Source organism: Aliarcobacter skirrowii CCUG 10374, from assembly GCF_003544835.1.
GTDB lineage: Bacteria > Campylobacterota > Campylobacteria > Campylobacterales > Arcobacteraceae > Aliarcobacter > Aliarcobacter skirrowii.
Genome location: NZ_CP032099.1, coordinates 449,531 through 463,470 on the forward strand (window position 1 = coordinate 449,531; position 13,940 = coordinate 463,470).

16 protein-coding genes and 5 tRNA genes are annotated in these 13,940 nt (G+C 29.8%); 18 read left to right on the top strand and 3 right to left on the bottom strand.

Annotated features, from left to right (window positions below):
- Window positions 1–55: 55 nt before the first annotated feature.
- Genes ASKIR_RS02350 through ASKIR_RS02365 form a run of 4 tightly spaced genes read left to right on the top strand, consistent with a single transcriptional unit; the run spans window position 56 to window position 2,516 of the window.
- Window positions 56–847 carry a thioredoxin family protein gene (locus ASKIR_RS02350; protein ID WP_066352353.1) on the top strand — a complete coding sequence of 264 codons (792 nt, stop codon included), beginning with the start codon at window positions 56–58 and terminating at the stop codon, window positions 845–847.
- Complete coding sequence (locus ASKIR_RS02355; RefSeq protein WP_066352346.1) at window positions 844–1,293, top strand: MOSC domain-containing protein; 450 nt, start codon at window positions 844–846, stop codon at window positions 1,291–1,293. Before ASKIR_RS02350 ends, ASKIR_RS02355 begins: the two co-directional genes overlap by 4 nt.
- Complete coding sequence (locus ASKIR_RS02360; protein WP_066352342.1) at window positions 1,287–1,727, top strand: DsrE family protein; 441 nt, start codon at window positions 1,287–1,289, stop codon at window positions 1,725–1,727. The genes ASKIR_RS02355 and ASKIR_RS02360 overlap by 7 nt, the downstream gene beginning before the upstream one ends.
- 21 nt (window positions 1,728–1,748) lie before the next feature.
- Complete coding sequence (locus tag ASKIR_RS02365) at window positions 1,749–2,516, top strand: alpha/beta hydrolase (protein ID WP_228198776.1); 768 nt, start codon at window positions 1,749–1,751, stop codon at window positions 2,514–2,516.
- 18 nt (window positions 2,517–2,534) lie between these two features.
- On the opposite strand, the gene ASKIR_RS02370 is transcribed toward ASKIR_RS02365, so the two are convergent.
- Genes ASKIR_RS02370 through gpmI form a run of 3 tightly spaced genes read right to left on the bottom strand, consistent with a single transcriptional unit; the run spans window position 2,535 to window position 6,731 of the window.
- Window positions 2,535–4,565: a penicillin-binding protein 1A gene (locus ASKIR_RS02370; protein WP_066352339.1), complete on the bottom strand. Its 2,031-nt coding sequence runs from the start codon at window positions 4,563–4,565 to the stop codon at window positions 2,535–2,537.
- 1 nt (window position 4,566) lies between these two features.
- Entirely contained in the window at window positions 4,567–5,256 is a 690-nt protein-coding gene (locus tag ASKIR_RS02375) for an ATP-binding cassette domain-containing protein (protein WP_066162287.1), read from the bottom strand.
- Window positions 5,256–6,731: a 2,3-bisphosphoglycerate-independent phosphoglycerate mutase gene (gene gpmI, locus ASKIR_RS02380; RefSeq protein WP_115588433.1), complete on the bottom strand. Its 1,476-nt coding sequence runs from the start codon at window positions 6,729–6,731 to the stop codon at window positions 5,256–5,258. Before gpmI ends, ASKIR_RS02375 begins: the two co-directional genes overlap by 1 nt.
- A gap of 66 nt (window positions 6,732–6,797) precedes the next feature.
- Here gpmI and mraY point away from each other — a divergent pair, with 66 nt between their 5' ends.
- The 14 genes from mraY (at window position 6,798) to rplJ (ending at window position 13,891) form a co-directional block, all read left to right on the top strand.
- Complete coding sequence (gene mraY / locus ASKIR_RS02385; RefSeq protein WP_066352329.1) at window positions 6,798–7,859, top strand: phospho-N-acetylmuramoyl-pentapeptide-transferase; 1,062 nt, start codon at window positions 6,798–6,800, stop codon at window positions 7,857–7,859.
- Complete coding sequence (gene murD, locus ASKIR_RS02390) at window positions 7,860–9,020, top strand: UDP-N-acetylmuramoyl-L-alanine--D-glutamate ligase (RefSeq protein WP_066352326.1); 1,161 nt, start codon at window positions 7,860–7,862, stop codon at window positions 9,018–9,020. It begins immediately after the preceding gene.
- 41 nt (window positions 9,021–9,061) lie between these two features.
- A tRNA-Phe gene (locus ASKIR_RS02395) sits at window positions 9,062–9,137 on the top strand.
- 10 nt (window positions 9,138–9,147) lie between these two features.
- Window positions 9,148–9,224, top strand: a tRNA-Thr gene (locus tag ASKIR_RS02400).
- 58 nt (window positions 9,225–9,282) lie between these two features.
- Window positions 9,283–9,367: transfer RNA gene (locus tag ASKIR_RS02405), tRNA-Tyr, on the top strand.
- 11 nt (window positions 9,368–9,378) lie between these two features.
- A tRNA-Gly gene (locus ASKIR_RS02410) sits at window positions 9,379–9,455 on the top strand.
- A 208-nt stretch (window positions 9,456–9,663) separates the two neighbouring features.
- Window positions 9,664–10,872 carry an elongation factor Tu gene (gene tuf / locus ASKIR_RS02415; protein ID WP_066350498.1) on the top strand — a complete coding sequence of 403 codons (1,209 nt, stop codon included), beginning with the start codon at window positions 9,664–9,666 and terminating at the stop codon, window positions 10,870–10,872.
- Between the two features lie 18 nt (window positions 10,873–10,890).
- On the top strand, window positions 10,891–11,049 hold the full coding sequence (gene rpmG, locus ASKIR_RS02420; RefSeq protein ID WP_066159193.1) for a 50S ribosomal protein L33: 159 nt from the start codon (window positions 10,891–10,893) through the stop codon (window positions 11,047–11,049).
- A 37-nt stretch (window positions 11,050–11,086) separates the two neighbouring features.
- A tRNA-Trp gene (locus ASKIR_RS02425) sits at window positions 11,087–11,162 on the top strand.
- Window positions 11,163–11,235: 73 nt separating this feature from the next.
- Window positions 11,236–11,418 (top strand): preprotein translocase subunit SecE, encoded by a 183-nt coding sequence (gene secE, locus ASKIR_RS02430; protein WP_066159185.1) that lies wholly within the window; start codon window positions 11,236–11,238, stop codon window positions 11,416–11,418.
- 11 nt (window positions 11,419–11,429) lie between these two features.
- Window positions 11,430–11,957 carry a transcription termination/antitermination protein NusG gene (gene nusG, locus ASKIR_RS02435; protein ID WP_066159183.1) on the top strand — a complete coding sequence of 176 codons (528 nt, stop codon included), beginning with the start codon at window positions 11,430–11,432 and terminating at the stop codon, window positions 11,955–11,957.
- Between the two features lie 99 nt (window positions 11,958–12,056).
- A complete protein-coding gene (rplK, locus tag ASKIR_RS02440) occupies window positions 12,057–12,482 on the top strand; it encodes a 50S ribosomal protein L11 (protein ID WP_066159180.1) in 426 nt (141 codons plus the stop codon).
- Window positions 12,483–12,547: 65 nt separating this feature from the next.
- Complete coding sequence (gene rplA, locus ASKIR_RS02445) at window positions 12,548–13,246, top strand: 50S ribosomal protein L1 (RefSeq protein ID WP_066350501.1); 699 nt, start codon at window positions 12,548–12,550, stop codon at window positions 13,244–13,246.
- A gap of 156 nt (window positions 13,247–13,402) precedes the next feature.
- Window positions 13,403–13,891 carry a 50S ribosomal protein L10 gene (gene rplJ, locus ASKIR_RS02450; protein WP_066159189.1) on the top strand — a complete coding sequence of 163 codons (489 nt, stop codon included), beginning with the start codon at window positions 13,403–13,405 and terminating at the stop codon, window positions 13,889–13,891.
- Window positions 13,892–13,940 lie beyond the last annotated feature (49 nt).

The following is a 13,940-nucleotide window of genomic DNA, read 5'->3' on the forward strand; positions in this document are numbered from 1 at the left end:
TTTTTAAATAAAGCAATAGTTTTATTGTTTTGTTTAAAAAATTTATGGAGAGATTATGAAAATAATATTTGTTCTATTTGCAGTGACTATAAGTTTATTTGCAAGTTTTGAAGATGGTAAAAAAGTTTTTGATGCTAAGTGTGCTACTTGTCATAAAGAGTATATTCCTATGAACTTATTAAAAGAAAACTTCTTTGAAAAAAATAATACACTTTTAAATTTAAAAGCTCCTAGTGCAAACTTAATGGTTTGGGCAATGTTCGATAGCTCAAAAAAAATTGGTGATGAAAATGATAAAGAGTTTCAAGAGATTGAGATAGGAATATATTTAAAGTCATATTTAGAAAATCCAGATAGATTTAACTCAATTTGTGATGATAGTGCTTTGGGACATTATGAAAATAAAAGTAGTATGAAAGGTGAATTAAGTGAAGATGATTACCTTAATTTAACAACTTATTTTATGGAATTTAAAGATAATATAAAAGAAGAAGATATCTATAAAGAGCCAAAGTATTCACAAAAAGATGAAGATACTATTTTAACAAAAGCAAAAAAAGAGGGTAAAAAAATTATAGTTTATGCAACTTCAAATAGTTGTTATTTTTGTAAAAAAATGGATAGAGAAGTTTTTTCTGATTCTAGTATAAAAAAGATATTAGATGCTAACTATATATTTTTAGAGATTGATATGGATAGTTCATCTTTACCTTTTGATCTACAAAAAGAGTATAAAAGAATAACTCCTAGCTTTTTCTTTATAAATAGTAATAAAAAGCTTTTATCACAATATCCAGGAGCTTGGAAAAAAGATGATTTTTTAAAACTATTAATGGATAATAGATGAGAATTTTAGGAAAAGTAATAGATACTTTTAGTGCAACAAAAGAGCAAAGTTCTCTTCCAAGACCAAAGGTTAAATCTTTAAATTTAATAAAAGATTATGGAATAGAGTTTGATAAATTTGCTGGTAAAAAGCTTGATCAAACTGTTTTGATAGTTGGTATTAAATCTTATGAGATAGCAAAAAATAATGGTGTTTTTTTAGAGTATGGAAGTTTGGGTGAGAATGTTTTATTAGATTTTGATCCACATGAATTTGAAGTTGGAACTTGTTTTAAAATAGCTGAGGCTATAATACAAATAACTCAAATTTGTACGGTTTGTAACCATTTAGCTATATTTAATGATAATTTACCCAAACTTTTAAAAGAACATAGAGGAGTTTATTGTAGAATTTTAAACTCTGGAGTTATTTTAAATAATATGAAAGTAGAGGAGTATATATGTTAAAAAAAATAGTTATATTTTTTTGTTTTTTTGTTTTTGCATTTTCGCAAAGTAGTTTTGGTAACCCGCAACCAAGTTTTGATAATCCAAGAAAGGTTGTATACTCTTTATATGTAAATGATTTAGATACTGTAAATCAAACTATTGGTTCTATTTATAATATTTTAAAAGAGTATCCAAGTGAGAGTTTAAAAGTTGTGGTTGTTGTTTATGGTAAAGGAATGAGAGTTTTAAAAAATGATTATGATAAAGATACTCAAGCAAGAATTAAATCTTTAATGCAGTATGATGTAGAGTTTATTGGATGTAAAAATACTATGCAAAGTATGAATTGGACTGAAGATGATTTTATGGATGGTATTTCATATACTCAAGCTGGAATTGTTGAGCTTATTGAGAGAAAAGTTGATGGCTATATAGGGATTGTAGCTTATTAAAATATTTAAAAAGGATAAATTATGTTAAAAAATATTTTTGTTTTTATTCTGTTCTTATCTTCAAATTTATTTGCAATTACTAAAAGTGAATGTTTAAAAAAAGGTGAAGATTTTGTATTTGTAAAAAATGAGTGTATAAACTATAAAGCTTTTGTTACAGATGAAGATGCTCTTAATATAATTGTTCATGGAACTTGGGACGAGGGAACTGACATTATTGCTAGATACTCTCCTTTTGCTGAGGATATATCTATGAGAACAGATGTTTCAACAATAGCCTTAGCGCTTCCTGGTTACTCTGAAAGTACAAGTGAAAACTATAAAGCTATTGGAAATAAAGAGCAGAAAAACCTTGCAGCTACAAAAAAATATGTTGATTTTTTTATTGCTTTGGTTGAAGAGTTGAAAAAAGAGTTTGAATCAACTAAAACTACAATAATTGCTCATAGTGCTGGTTGTATGCTAAGTGCAACTGCTATTGGGATTAAACCAGATTTAGTTGATAATTTAGTTTGTGCTGGAGGAGTTTATGATATTCATAAAAAGAGTCCACAAAAAGGTCTAATTTCAGCAGTTGATGTTATTGATAAAATCTCAAAAGATACAAAAATAGTTTTAATATATGGTAGTGATGATAAAGTTTCAACTCCTAAAATGAGTAAAGATTTTTATAATCTTGCAAAGAAAAAAGGTTTAAATGTTGAATTAGTAGAAGTTAAAAATGCAGCTCATATGGATTTAGAGATGCAAAAAGAGTCTTTAGAAGCTATTGAAAATCTATTTGAATAGATTTAAAATCAAATAGAATTAAAACTCTATTTGATTTTGGTTATTTGGATCTATAGTTATTACAGAATCACCATCAGGAAGAGGTGAAGTTTTTGTATAATACTCCTCTTTCCCTTTATATATTGTAGAATAAACACCTTGTGGTTTTATAAATGTTCTTTGTGTTTCAGGATGAATTTCTAAATATTTTCTATAAAAATGTGCAAAAGCGGGTGCTGCTATTGTACTTCCTGTTTCAGTTTTTCTCATTGGCATATTGCTATCATTTCCAAACCAAACTATAGTTTGAACTGTTGGTGAATATCCACAAAACCAAGCATCCATATTATCATTTGTTGTACCAGTTTTCCCAGCTAGTTCAATTCCAGCTACTTTTGCTCTTCTTCCTGTTCCGCTATCAACTGTATCTTTTAAAATTGAACTTAATAAATATGCCTGTTCTTCACTATTTTGGAAAGTTATTTGTGGTTCAAAATTTACAGTTTGATTGCTTCTATCAACTATTTTATCAACTATATAAGGCTTAACTTGAGTTCCATAATTTGAAAAGATTGAAAAAGCACTAGAAAATTCCACTAAATTTACACTCATAGAACCTAAAGTTATAGATAAATCATTTACAATATTTTGAAATCCATATCTTTTTAAATCTCTTGTAACTCTTGCAACTCCAACATCTGTTACTAAATTTAGTGTTGAGAGATTTCTTGACTGCATTAAAGACTCTCTTAAAGTTACAACACCTTTAAAATTTTCTCCATAATTTCTTGGTGACCATCTTTGCTCAACACCATCAACTTCAAATGTGTATGTTCTACTTATATCAAAAAGTTGTGTAGCTGGATTATACCCTTCGTTTAAAGCTGTTTGATAAAAGAATGGTTTTATAGCGCTTCCAGCTTGTCTTTTTGATTGATAGGCTCTATGAAACATAGATTTACTATAATCAACTCCACCTACAATTGCCAAAATTTTACCTGTGCTATTTTCCATTGAAAGTAAAGCACCATTTAACTCTTTTTTGAATAATTCATCATCAATATAATCTAACTCTACATCTGCTGGAGGATTTTTTATCCAATCTTTTTCCTCTAACTCTTTAATATAGTTTGCATTTCTATTTATTGCTAAATTATATGATTTATTTAAAGCATCAATAGCAATATTTTGTAAATCTAAATCTAAAGTTAAATAGACTTTATATCCACCATATAAAATATCTGGATATTGAGTTGATAGCTCATTTACAGCATAATCAATTGCCCAAGGAGCAACATTTTGTGTAAGTGTTTGATTAAATACTTCAGGTGTTTCACTTAAAGCCTCTTCATATTGCTCATCATTAATCCAGCCAAGAGTATGCATTCTTGATACAACTTGATTTGCTCTAGTTAGTGATATTTGAAGATTTTTTGTTGGATCATAAAAACTTGGAGCTCTTGGAAGTCCAACTAAAATTGCAATCTCTTTCAAAGTTAACTCATATAGATTTTTATTAAAATATCCTTTTGCAGCTGTTTGTATTCCATAATAACCATGACCAAAATATACCTCATTTAAATATCTCTCTAGAATCTGCTCTTTTGTTAAAATTGTTTCAAGCCTTAAAGATAATAAAGCCTCTTTTACCTTTCTTAAAAGAGTTTTTTCTCTAGTTAAAACTAATACTTTAATTAATTGTTGAGTTAAAGTACTAGCTCCTTCACTATATCCACCCGATTGAATATTCTTAATCATGGCTCTGCTAATTGCATCAGGATTTATTCCATAATGTTCAAAAAACTGTGTATCTTCAATAGCAACTAATCCTTCAATTACACGAGCTGGAATATCATCATAAATTACATATTCACGATTTTCATCTTTAAATGTATTTGCTAGAAGTCTTCCTTTGTTATCATAAAATTGAGTGCTAAGTTTTGGTTTATAGTTTACAACTTTATCTATATCATCTTTTATTGTTTGATATAAATCATACAAAAAAACAAATATTGCAATACCTAAAAATATAGATAGTATAAAAATAATCTTTGTAAATTTTTTTAACATTTTATTTCCTAAATTCTTTATTTTTAAAGCTAGAACTTATTAAAAGTTTTGTGTAAGCTGTTTGAGGATTTTCTAAAATCTCTTTTGTTGTACCAGATTCAATAATTTTTCCATTTTTTAAAATCATTATATCATCACAAATATTCTCTATTGTTGCTATATCGTGAGTTACAAAAAGAATTTTAATTCCAAGTTGCTCTTTTAAACTATTTACTATGTTTATAATATTTGTTTTATTTTCAAAATCTAAAGCAGTAGTTGGTTCATCTAAAAGTAAAAGTTTAATATCTCTGCTAATTGCTATTGCAATTACAACTCTTTGAACTTGACCACCACTAATTTGTGAAGGATATTTTTCTAAAATATCCAAAGATAGGTTTAAAAGTTTAAAAACTTCTTCTACTTTACTAAATTCACAAAACATTTGATCTTTTATTTTTGTCATAGTAGAGAGTGATAAAAATGGATTTTGAGGAATAAAACCAATTGTATTTGAATCAAGTTCAAACTCATACTCTATCTCTTTTTCAACTCTTAAATTAGTAGGAAGCATATTTAAAAGAGCTTTTAAAGTAAGAGATTTACCGCTTCCACTCTCTCCTACTAAAGCTATTGAACTATTTATTTTAAATGATATATCAACTAATGAAATATTCTCGTAAGAGATTTTTAATTTTTTAATATCAATCATTATATTAAAGGCTCATCCATCTCTTTTGGTATATCAAGTCCCATAAGTTTTAAAACTGTTGGTGCAATGTTATTTAAACTTCCAGTTTTTACCTCTTTAACATTTGGTGCAATCACAAAACAATAAACATCTCCAACTGTATGATTTGTAAGAGTATTTCCATTTTCATCTCTCATCATCTCACAATTTCCATGGTCAGATGTTAATACTATATTATAGTTGCTATTTTTTGCCTCTTCTAAAATAAGCCCAAGTTCATAATCAACAGCTTCAACAGCTTTTATAGCTGCTTCATAAACTCCAGTATGACCAACCATATCACCGTTTGCAAAATTTACAACAATAAAATCTGTTTGATTTTTCATAGCAAGTTTTACAGCTTCTGCTACTTTTGGAGCTGACATTTGGGGTTGTAAATCATAAGTTGCAACATTTGGTGAAGGTATTAAAACTCTTGTTTCATTTAAAAATGGCTCTTCAACTCCACCATTAAAGAAAAATGTTACATGAGCATATTTTTCAGTTTCTGCTGTATGAAGTTGAGTTAAGCCAGCATCTGAAATAACTTGCGCTAAAGTATTTGTTGGATTATCTTTTTCAAATATTACAGGAATTGGAATATTTTTATCATATAAAGTCATACTCGCAATTTGAATATTTAATATTTTTTTCTCAAACTCTTTAAAATCATTTTTTGCAAATACACTTGAAAGCTCTCTTGCTCTATCGCTTCTAAAATTGCAAAAAATAACTCCATCACCATCTTTAATTCCATCATAACCATCTAGTGCAGTTGGAATTAAAAACTCATCAAATATCTCATTTTTGTAAGAGTTATCTATAAAATCTAAAATATTATCCTTGGTTTTAGGAGTTGCATTTGCAATTGCATTATAAGCAAGTTCTACTCTATCCCATCTATTATCTCTGTCCATTGCATAATATCTTCCGCCGATTGTTGCAATTTTTATATTCTCATTGCAAATATTTATAACTTTTTCAATATAGATTTTTGCGCAATCAGGCGCAACATCTCTACCATCAGTTATAAGGTGAAGCCAAACTTTTTTATTTTTATTTTGAGCTATTTTTGCCAAAGCAATAATGTGATCAATATGAGAGTGAACTCCACCATCACTAGCAAGTCCAATTAGATGAATATTGTTTGATTTTTCAATTGTATTTTTTACAATAACATTATCTTTAAGTGTATCATTTTTGATAGCTAAATGAATTTTTACTAAATCTTGATATAAAACTCTTCCACTTCCAATAGTCATATGTCCAACTTCACTATTCCCCATTTGATTATCTGGTAACCCAACATACTCCCCATATGTATGAATTAAACTATAAGGAACATTTTTAAAAAGATAGTCATATGTTGGTTTTTTTGCATTACAAAAAGCATTAAAATTGCAAGAGCTATTATGTCCAATTCCGTCAGTTATTATTAATAGTGTTTTATTACTCATCTATTTAAACCTTTTAAAATATTTTATATAATATAATCCCACAATCTTATCCAAAAAAGGTTTAAATTGTTTTACTGGTTTTATAGACACCTTGAGATTAATATCTTCCAATATATTTCAATTCGTGCAGGAATAAGTTTTTTTGTAGCTTTTGTTTTAACTATGTATTTATTGCCAAAATTTATAAAATGGGCAAAGAGTAAAAATGCTTCTCAGCCAATTTATGATTTAGCACCAGAAGCTCATAAACAAAAAGCAGGAACTCCAACTATGGGTGGAGTTGTTTTTATATTTTCTGCAATAATTGCAACAATTTTAACAGCAAAATTAAATAATTTTTATGTTTTTGGAGGACTTTTAACACTAGCTTTATTCTCACTAATTGGAATTAGAGATGATTATAAGAAAATTACTAAAGCAAACAATAGCGAGGGTTTGAGTGCTAAAATGAAACTAGTTTTACAATTTTTAAGTGCAGCTATAGTTGTAAGTTTAATATTCTATTTTGGACATACAAGTGATTTGTACATACCATTTTATAAATATCCACTATTTGAAATGGGAGTTTTTGCAATTGTTTTTTGGATGTTTATAATAGTTGGCTCATCAAATGCCGTAAATCTTACAGATGGACTTGATGGCTTAGCAACTGTTCCATCAATTTTAGCATTTACAACTCTATCAATTTTGGTATATACAGTAGGGCATATAGTTTTTTCAAACTATTTACTGCTTCCAAGTATATCTCAGGCTGGAGAGTTGGCAATTTTAGGAGCCGCAATTGTTGGATCATTGATTGGATTTTTATGGTTTAATGCTTATCCAGCTGAAGTTTTTATGGGTGATAGCGGATCTCTTCCTTTGGGAGCTTTAATGGGATTTTTTGCAATAGTTTCAAAATCTGAAATTTTGCTTTTAGCTATTGGTTTTATTTTTGTATTGGAAACTGTTTCTGTTATGCTTCAAGTAGGATCTTATAAATTAAGACATAAAAGAGTTTTTCTTATGGCACCAATACATCATCACTTTGAGCAAAAAGGCTGGAAAGAGAATAAGATTATTGTTCGTTTTTGGATAATATCTTTTATGGCCAATTTAATTGCACTATTAAGTTTAAAGATTAGATAAATGAAAAAATTTAGAATATTAGGTAAAGGTAAAACAGCATTAGCTTTAAAAAATAGATTTCCAGAATCACAAATTTATGATGATAGCGATTTTGATATATATGATAAAGAGTCAGATACTCTTACTGTTGTAAGCCCTGGAATTCCACCACATAATAAACTGGTACAGGCTTCTAAAAATATAATTAGTGATTATGATCTGTTTTATGATGATATGCCTTTTTCAATTTGGATTAGTGGAACAAATGGTAAAACAACTACTACTCAAATGTGTCAATATATATTACAAAAACATAACTCTGTTTGTGGTGGAAATATTGGAGTTCCATTAAGTAAACTAGATAAATCTAAAAAAATATGGATACTTGAAACTTCATCATTTACGCTTCACTATACACAAAAAGCAAAACCAAATATATATATACTTTTACCAATAAGTGAAGATCATATTACTTGGCATGGAACTTATGAAGAGTATAAAAAGGCAAAATTAAAACCACTTGAACTTATGTTTGAGAATGATATTGTAATTTTACCAAGAGAGTTTGAAAACATTAAAACAAAAGCACATACTATTTATTATAGCTGTAGTGATGATTTATGTGAAGAGTTTAAAATAGATAAATCTAAAATCAATTTTAATGAACCATTTTTAATAGATTCAATAATGGCTCTATCAACAAGTAAAATACTATTTGATGAAGTAGATTATGATTTAATAAATAGTTTTAAAATCGATAAACACAAAGTTGAAGAGTTTAAAGATAAAAAAAATAGAGTATGGATAGATGATAGTAAAGCAACAAATGTTGATGCAACAATAAATGCTTTAGTTCCTTTTCAAAATAGAAATATACATATAATTTTGGGTGGAGATGATAAGGGTGCAAATCTTTCCCCTCTATTTGAAAATATAAAACATTTTGATATTGTAGTTTATGCAATAGGTAGTAATACAAAAAAAATAGTAGATTTTTGCAAAGAAAATAGTATAAAAGTATTTGAATGCCTATATTTAGAAATAGCAGTTCAAAAGATAGATAAAAATATGAAAGATGATAGTATTGCTATTTTATCCCCAGCAGCTGCATCTTTAGATCAGTTTAAGTCATATGCACAAAGAGGTGAAATATTCAAAGAATTTGTAAAAAATTTAAGTTAATATTAATATATTAGGTAGTATAATCTCACTCCAATTTCAGTGGTTCGATAGCTCAGTCGGTAGAGCAAAGGATTGAAAATCCTTGTGTCGACAGTTCGATTCTGTCTCGAACCACCATTTTATGGATGCTGGTGTAGCTCAGTTGGCTAGAGCAGCTGATTTGTAATCAGCAGGTCGGGGGTTCGACTCCCTTCACCAGCTCCATTTTTGTCGTGCGTAAGTTTTCAAAAACAGCGCTTGACCAGAGCAATAATTTTTATAAGGTGAGGTTGGAGAGTGGTCAAATCCTGCGGACTGTAAATCCGCCGCCTACGGCTTCGAAGGTTCAAATCCTTCTCTCACCACCACGTTTAATGTTGCGGGAGTAGCTCAGTTGGCTAGAGCTTCTGCCTTCCAAGCAGACTGTCGCGAGTTCGAGTCTCGTCTCCCGCTCCATTTTTATTGATTACTGGGAGCTGAGTTATATTTGCACATATATTTATAACTCATTAATATATTTAATCCCATTAATTTAGTTTTTAGTATTTACAGTATATAATACTTGGCACATTTTGTGCAAATCCCCTCTGAATAGAGAAGCCAAAAGGCTTATCTACTCAGAGGGCAATAAGCAATAAAATAATTTTAGAAGAGGAACAACACTATGGCAAAAGAAAAGTTTTCAAGAAATAAGCCGCACGTAAACATTGGTACAATCGGACACGTTGACCACGGTAAAACTACTACAACTGCTGCAATTTCAGCTGTATTAGCTTTAAAATATGGTGGAGAGATGAGAGATTATGATCAAATCGATAACGCTCCAGAAGAGAGAGAAAGAGGAATTACTATTGCTACTTCTCATATTGAGTATGAAACTGATAAAAGACACTATGCTCACGTAGATTGTCCAGGTCACGCGGATTATGTTAAAAACATGATTACAGGTGCTGCTCAAATGGATGGAGCTATCTTAGTTATCGCTTCAACAGATGGACCAATGGCTCAAACAAGAGAGCATATCCTTCTTTCAAAACAAGTTGGGGTTCCATATATTGTTGTATTCTTAAACAAAGAAGATCAATTAGATCCAGCTGATAAAGATGAGATGTTAGAGTTAGTTGAAATGGAAATTAGAGAATTACTTTCTACTTATGATTTCCCAGGTGATGATACTCCAATCGTTGCTGGTTCTGCATTCCAAGCTTTAGAAGAAGCTAAAAAAGGTTCAGTTGGACCATGGGGAGAAAAAATTGTTGCATTAATGAATGCAGTTGATGAGTATATCCCAACTCCTGAAAGAGATACTGATAAACCTTTCTTAATGCCAGTTGAGGACGTATTCTCAATTTCTGGAAGAGGAACTGTTGTTACTGGAAGAATTGAACTAGGAACAATTAAAGTTGGTGAAGAGATCGAAATCGTAGGATTTGGAGACACTAGAAAAACTACTGTTACTGGTGTTGAGATGTTTAGAAAAGAGATGGATCAAGGTCAAGCGGGTGATAACTGTGGTATTCTTTTAAGAGGAATCAAAAAAGAAGAGGTTGAAAGAGGACAAGTTCTTTGTAAGCCAGGAACAATTAAACCACATACATCATTTAAATGTGAAGTTTATATTCTTTCAAAAGAAGAGGGTGGAAGACATACTCCATTCTTTAGTGGATATAGACCACAATTCTATGTTAGAACAACAGATGTTACAGGTTCTTGTACTTTAATGGAAGGTACTGAAATGGTTATGCCAGGTGATAACGTAGAGATGACTGTTGAATTAGTTGCTCCAATTGCTCTTGAAAAAGGAACAAAGTTTGCTATTAGAGAAGGTGGAAGAACTGTTGGTGCTGGAGTTGTTTCAGAAATCATTAAATAAGGATTCTTTATGGCAGCAATAAGAATTAAAATAGGATTAAAATGCCAAGAGAGTGGAGATATTAACTACACTACTTGGAAAAATCCAAAAACTCATACTGAAAAGTTTGAAGTTAAAAAATATTGTCCAAGATTAAAAAAACACACTATTCATAAAGAAGTGAAGTTAAAATCTTAGTCATTAAAGCTTGAGAGAAATCTCAAGCTTTTTACATAGGTCAGTAGCTCCAATGGTAGAGCATCGGATTCCAAATCCGAGTGATGGGGGTTCGAGTCCCTCCTGGCCTGCCACTTTTGATTTTTTAAAGAGAGTTCTTCTCTTTTTAGAGAGTTAAAGATAAATTATATAAAGAGGAAGTCTATTTTGAGTAAAGCTAGTAACTATTTTAACAGTGTAAAAGCTGAATTATCTAAAGTAATATTTCCAATTAAAGAGCAGATAAGAACTGCTTATATTTCAGTATTTATTGTTGTTACAGTAATAGCCTTGTTTCTAGCTTTAATTGATGGTGCTATGTCTCTTGGTTTATCAATGATAATTAACTAAGGAAGAAAAATATGGCACATAAATGGTATGCAATACAAACTTATTCAGGTAGTGAGTTATCTGTGAAAAAAGCTATTTTAAAGTTAAAAGATGAAATGGCTGATGATAGAATTTTAGAAGTTTTAGTTCCAACGGAAGATTTAATTGAAGTAAAAAAAGGTAAAAAAGTAATTATTGAAAGACCACTTTATCCAGCTTATGCTTTCGCTAAAATTGATTTAGATACAGCATTATGGCATAGAATCCAATCAATGCCAAAAGTTGGAAGATTTATTGGAGAGTCAAAAAAACCAACAGCTTTAAGTGATAAAGATATAAATCTTATATTAGAAAAAGCTAAAAATAAAGCAGCAGCTAAACCTAAAATCTCTTTTGATGAGGGTGAAATGGTTAGAATAAATGAAGGACCTTTTGCTAACTTTAATGGTATAGTTGAAGATTTTGATTTAGTTTCAGGTATATTAAAATTAAATGTATCTATTTTTGGAAGAAATACTCCTGTTGAAATCTCTTATACTCAAGTAGAGAGAATCGTATAATTATATATTTTAGGCATTAGGCAAAGAAACTAGCTTCTTTTAGAGTTTTTTTGCCTAATGTCTAATCATTGAGCATTAAAAATTTAATAAAGGAATAGCATGGCTAAGAAAATTCAAGGTTATTTAAAACTACAAATACCTGCGGGTGCAGCAAATCCATCACCTCCAGTTGGACCAGCTCTTGGACAAAGAGGTGTTAATATTATGGAATTCTGTAAAGCATTTAACGAAAAAACAAAAGATAAAGCTGGTTATAGATTACCAGTTGTTCTTACAATTTATACAGATAAAAGCTTTACATTTGAAGTAAAACAACCTCCAATGACAGAGTTAATTAAAAAAATATCTGGTGTAAAAAAAGGTAGCGATAATCCACTTAAAAATAAAGTTGGAAAACTATCAAAAGCACAAGTTATGGAAATTGTTGATATGAAAATTAAAGATTTAAATACAGACGATAAAGAAGTAGCTGCAAAAATAGTTGCTGGAAGTGCTAGATCAATAGGAATTGATGTAGAGTTATAAAAAACTAGTCTAACCACAAGACTTAAAAAAAGTGGAAGCAAAAAATTTAACATTGCGGAGTAAATATGGCAAAAGTTTCAAAAAGATATAAAGCATTAGCTTCTAAAGTTGAAGAGAGAAAATACTCTTTAGAAGAAGCTTGTAATTTAGTAAAAGATTTAAAATCTGCTAAATTTGATGAGAGTGTTGAAATTGCACTAAATTTAAATGTTGATCCAAGACATGCAGATCAAATGATTAGAGGAGCTGTTGTTCTTCCAAATGGTACTGGTAAAACTGTTAGAGTTGCTGTTTTTGCAAAAGGTGCAAAAATGGATGAAGCTAAAGCTGCTGGTGCTGATATTGTAGGAAATGATGATTTAGCAGAAGCTATTCAAGCTGGAAATATTAATTTCGATGTTTTAGTTGCAACTCCTGATTGTATGGGAATTGTAGGAAAAGTTGGAAGAATTCTTGGACCAAAAGGTTTAATGCCAAATCCAAAAACAGGAACTGTAACTATGGATGTTACAAAAGCTGTTAATGATGCAAAAGGTGGTCAAGTAACTTATAGAGTTGATAAAAAAGGTAATATGCAAGCTGCTATTGGAAAAGTTTCATTCTCAGCGCAAGCTATAAAAGAGAATGCTGAAGCTTTCATTGGAGCTATTAATAGAGCAAAACCTTCAACTGCAAAAGGAAGATATATTACTAATGCAGCTATTAGTTTAACTATGAGTCCATCAGTTATTTTAGATAATATGGAATTATTAGAAATTAGATAAGGTTCTCCTTATCTTTTTTGCATTCAAAAGTGTTGAATTGGTTCAATATTTTTGAGTGTTCAAAGCACTGAAATAAAACTGAAGACAGCTGGTAAAAAGACTCCTCGTCTTTTTGTAAGTCCCGCCTAGGATGATGTTTTGAAAGGAGGAAATATAATGACTAGAAATAAAAAATCAGAGATTATTGATTTCTTAGCTGCTGAGTTCAAAAACTCTTTGGCTGTTGTAGTTTGCGACTATAAAGGTCTTACTCATAAAGAACTAGAAGTTCTAAGAAAAGATGCTAAAGCAAATAATACAAAAGTTCAAGTTGTAAAAAACAGTTTAGTAACTAAAGCTGTAAAAGCAGCAGAACTTGGTGATGTTGATTTAAATGGAACAAATATCTATTTATGGTCAGAAGATCAAATTTCAGCTTGTAAAGTAGCTGATAAGTTTGCATCTTCTACAAAAGATAAATTCTCAATTAAATCTGGTATCATCGAAGGTGAAATCTGTGATGCTTCTAGAGTTAATGCGTTTGCTAAATTACCATCAAGAGAAGAGCTTCTTGGAATGCTTGCATCTGTATGGATGGGACCAGTTAGAAACTTTACTATTGGTCTTGATGCTCTTAGAAGAAAAAAAGAAGAAGAGGCGGCTTAATTATTTAAGCAATAATAATATATAAAATAAGAAATTAAAAAGGAAAAAT

What these genes read in the sequence shown, in the direction of transcription:
- ASKIR_RS02375 (WP_066162287.1), bottom strand. Translation starts at nt 5,256, where the DNA reads ATGATTGATATTAAAAAATTAAAAATCTCTTACGAGAATATTTCATTA.
- murD (WP_066352326.1), top strand. Translation starts at nt 7,860, where the DNA reads ATGAAAAAATTTAGAATATTAGGTAAAGGTAAAACAGCATTAGCTTTA.
- ASKIR_RS02365 (WP_228198776.1), top strand. Translation starts at nt 1,749, where the DNA reads ATGTTAAAAAATATTTTTGTTTTTATTCTGTTCTTATCTTCAAATTTA.
- rplK (WP_066159180.1), top strand. Translation starts at nt 12,057, where the DNA reads ATGGCTAAGAAAATTCAAGGTTATTTAAAACTACAAATACCTGCGGGT.
- nusG (WP_066159183.1), top strand. Translation starts at nt 11,430, where the DNA reads ATGGCACATAAATGGTATGCAATACAAACTTATTCAGGTAGTGAGTTA.
- rplJ (WP_066159189.1), top strand. Translation starts at nt 13,403, where the DNA reads ATGACTAGAAATAAAAAATCAGAGATTATTGATTTCTTAGCTGCTGAG.
- gpmI (WP_115588433.1), bottom strand. Translation starts at nt 6,731, where the DNA reads ATGAGTAATAAAACACTATTAATAATAACTGACGGAATTGGACATAAT.
- ASKIR_RS02360 (WP_066352342.1), top strand. Translation starts at nt 1,287, where the DNA reads ATGTTAAAAAAAATAGTTATATTTTTTTGTTTTTTTGTTTTTGCATTT.
- ASKIR_RS02350 (WP_066352353.1), top strand. Translation starts at nt 56, where the DNA reads ATGAAAATAATATTTGTTCTATTTGCAGTGACTATAAGTTTATTTGCA.
- ASKIR_RS02370 (WP_066352339.1), bottom strand. Translation starts at nt 4,565, where the DNA reads ATGTTAAAAAAATTTACAAAGATTATTTTTATACTATCTATATTTTTA.
- ASKIR_RS02355 (WP_066352346.1), top strand. Translation starts at nt 844, where the DNA reads ATGAGAATTTTAGGAAAAGTAATAGATACTTTTAGTGCAACAAAAGAG.
- rplA (WP_066350501.1), top strand. Translation starts at nt 12,548, where the DNA reads ATGGCAAAAGTTTCAAAAAGATATAAAGCATTAGCTTCTAAAGTTGAA.
- tuf (WP_066350498.1), top strand. Translation starts at nt 9,664, where the DNA reads ATGGCAAAAGAAAAGTTTTCAAGAAATAAGCCGCACGTAAACATTGGT.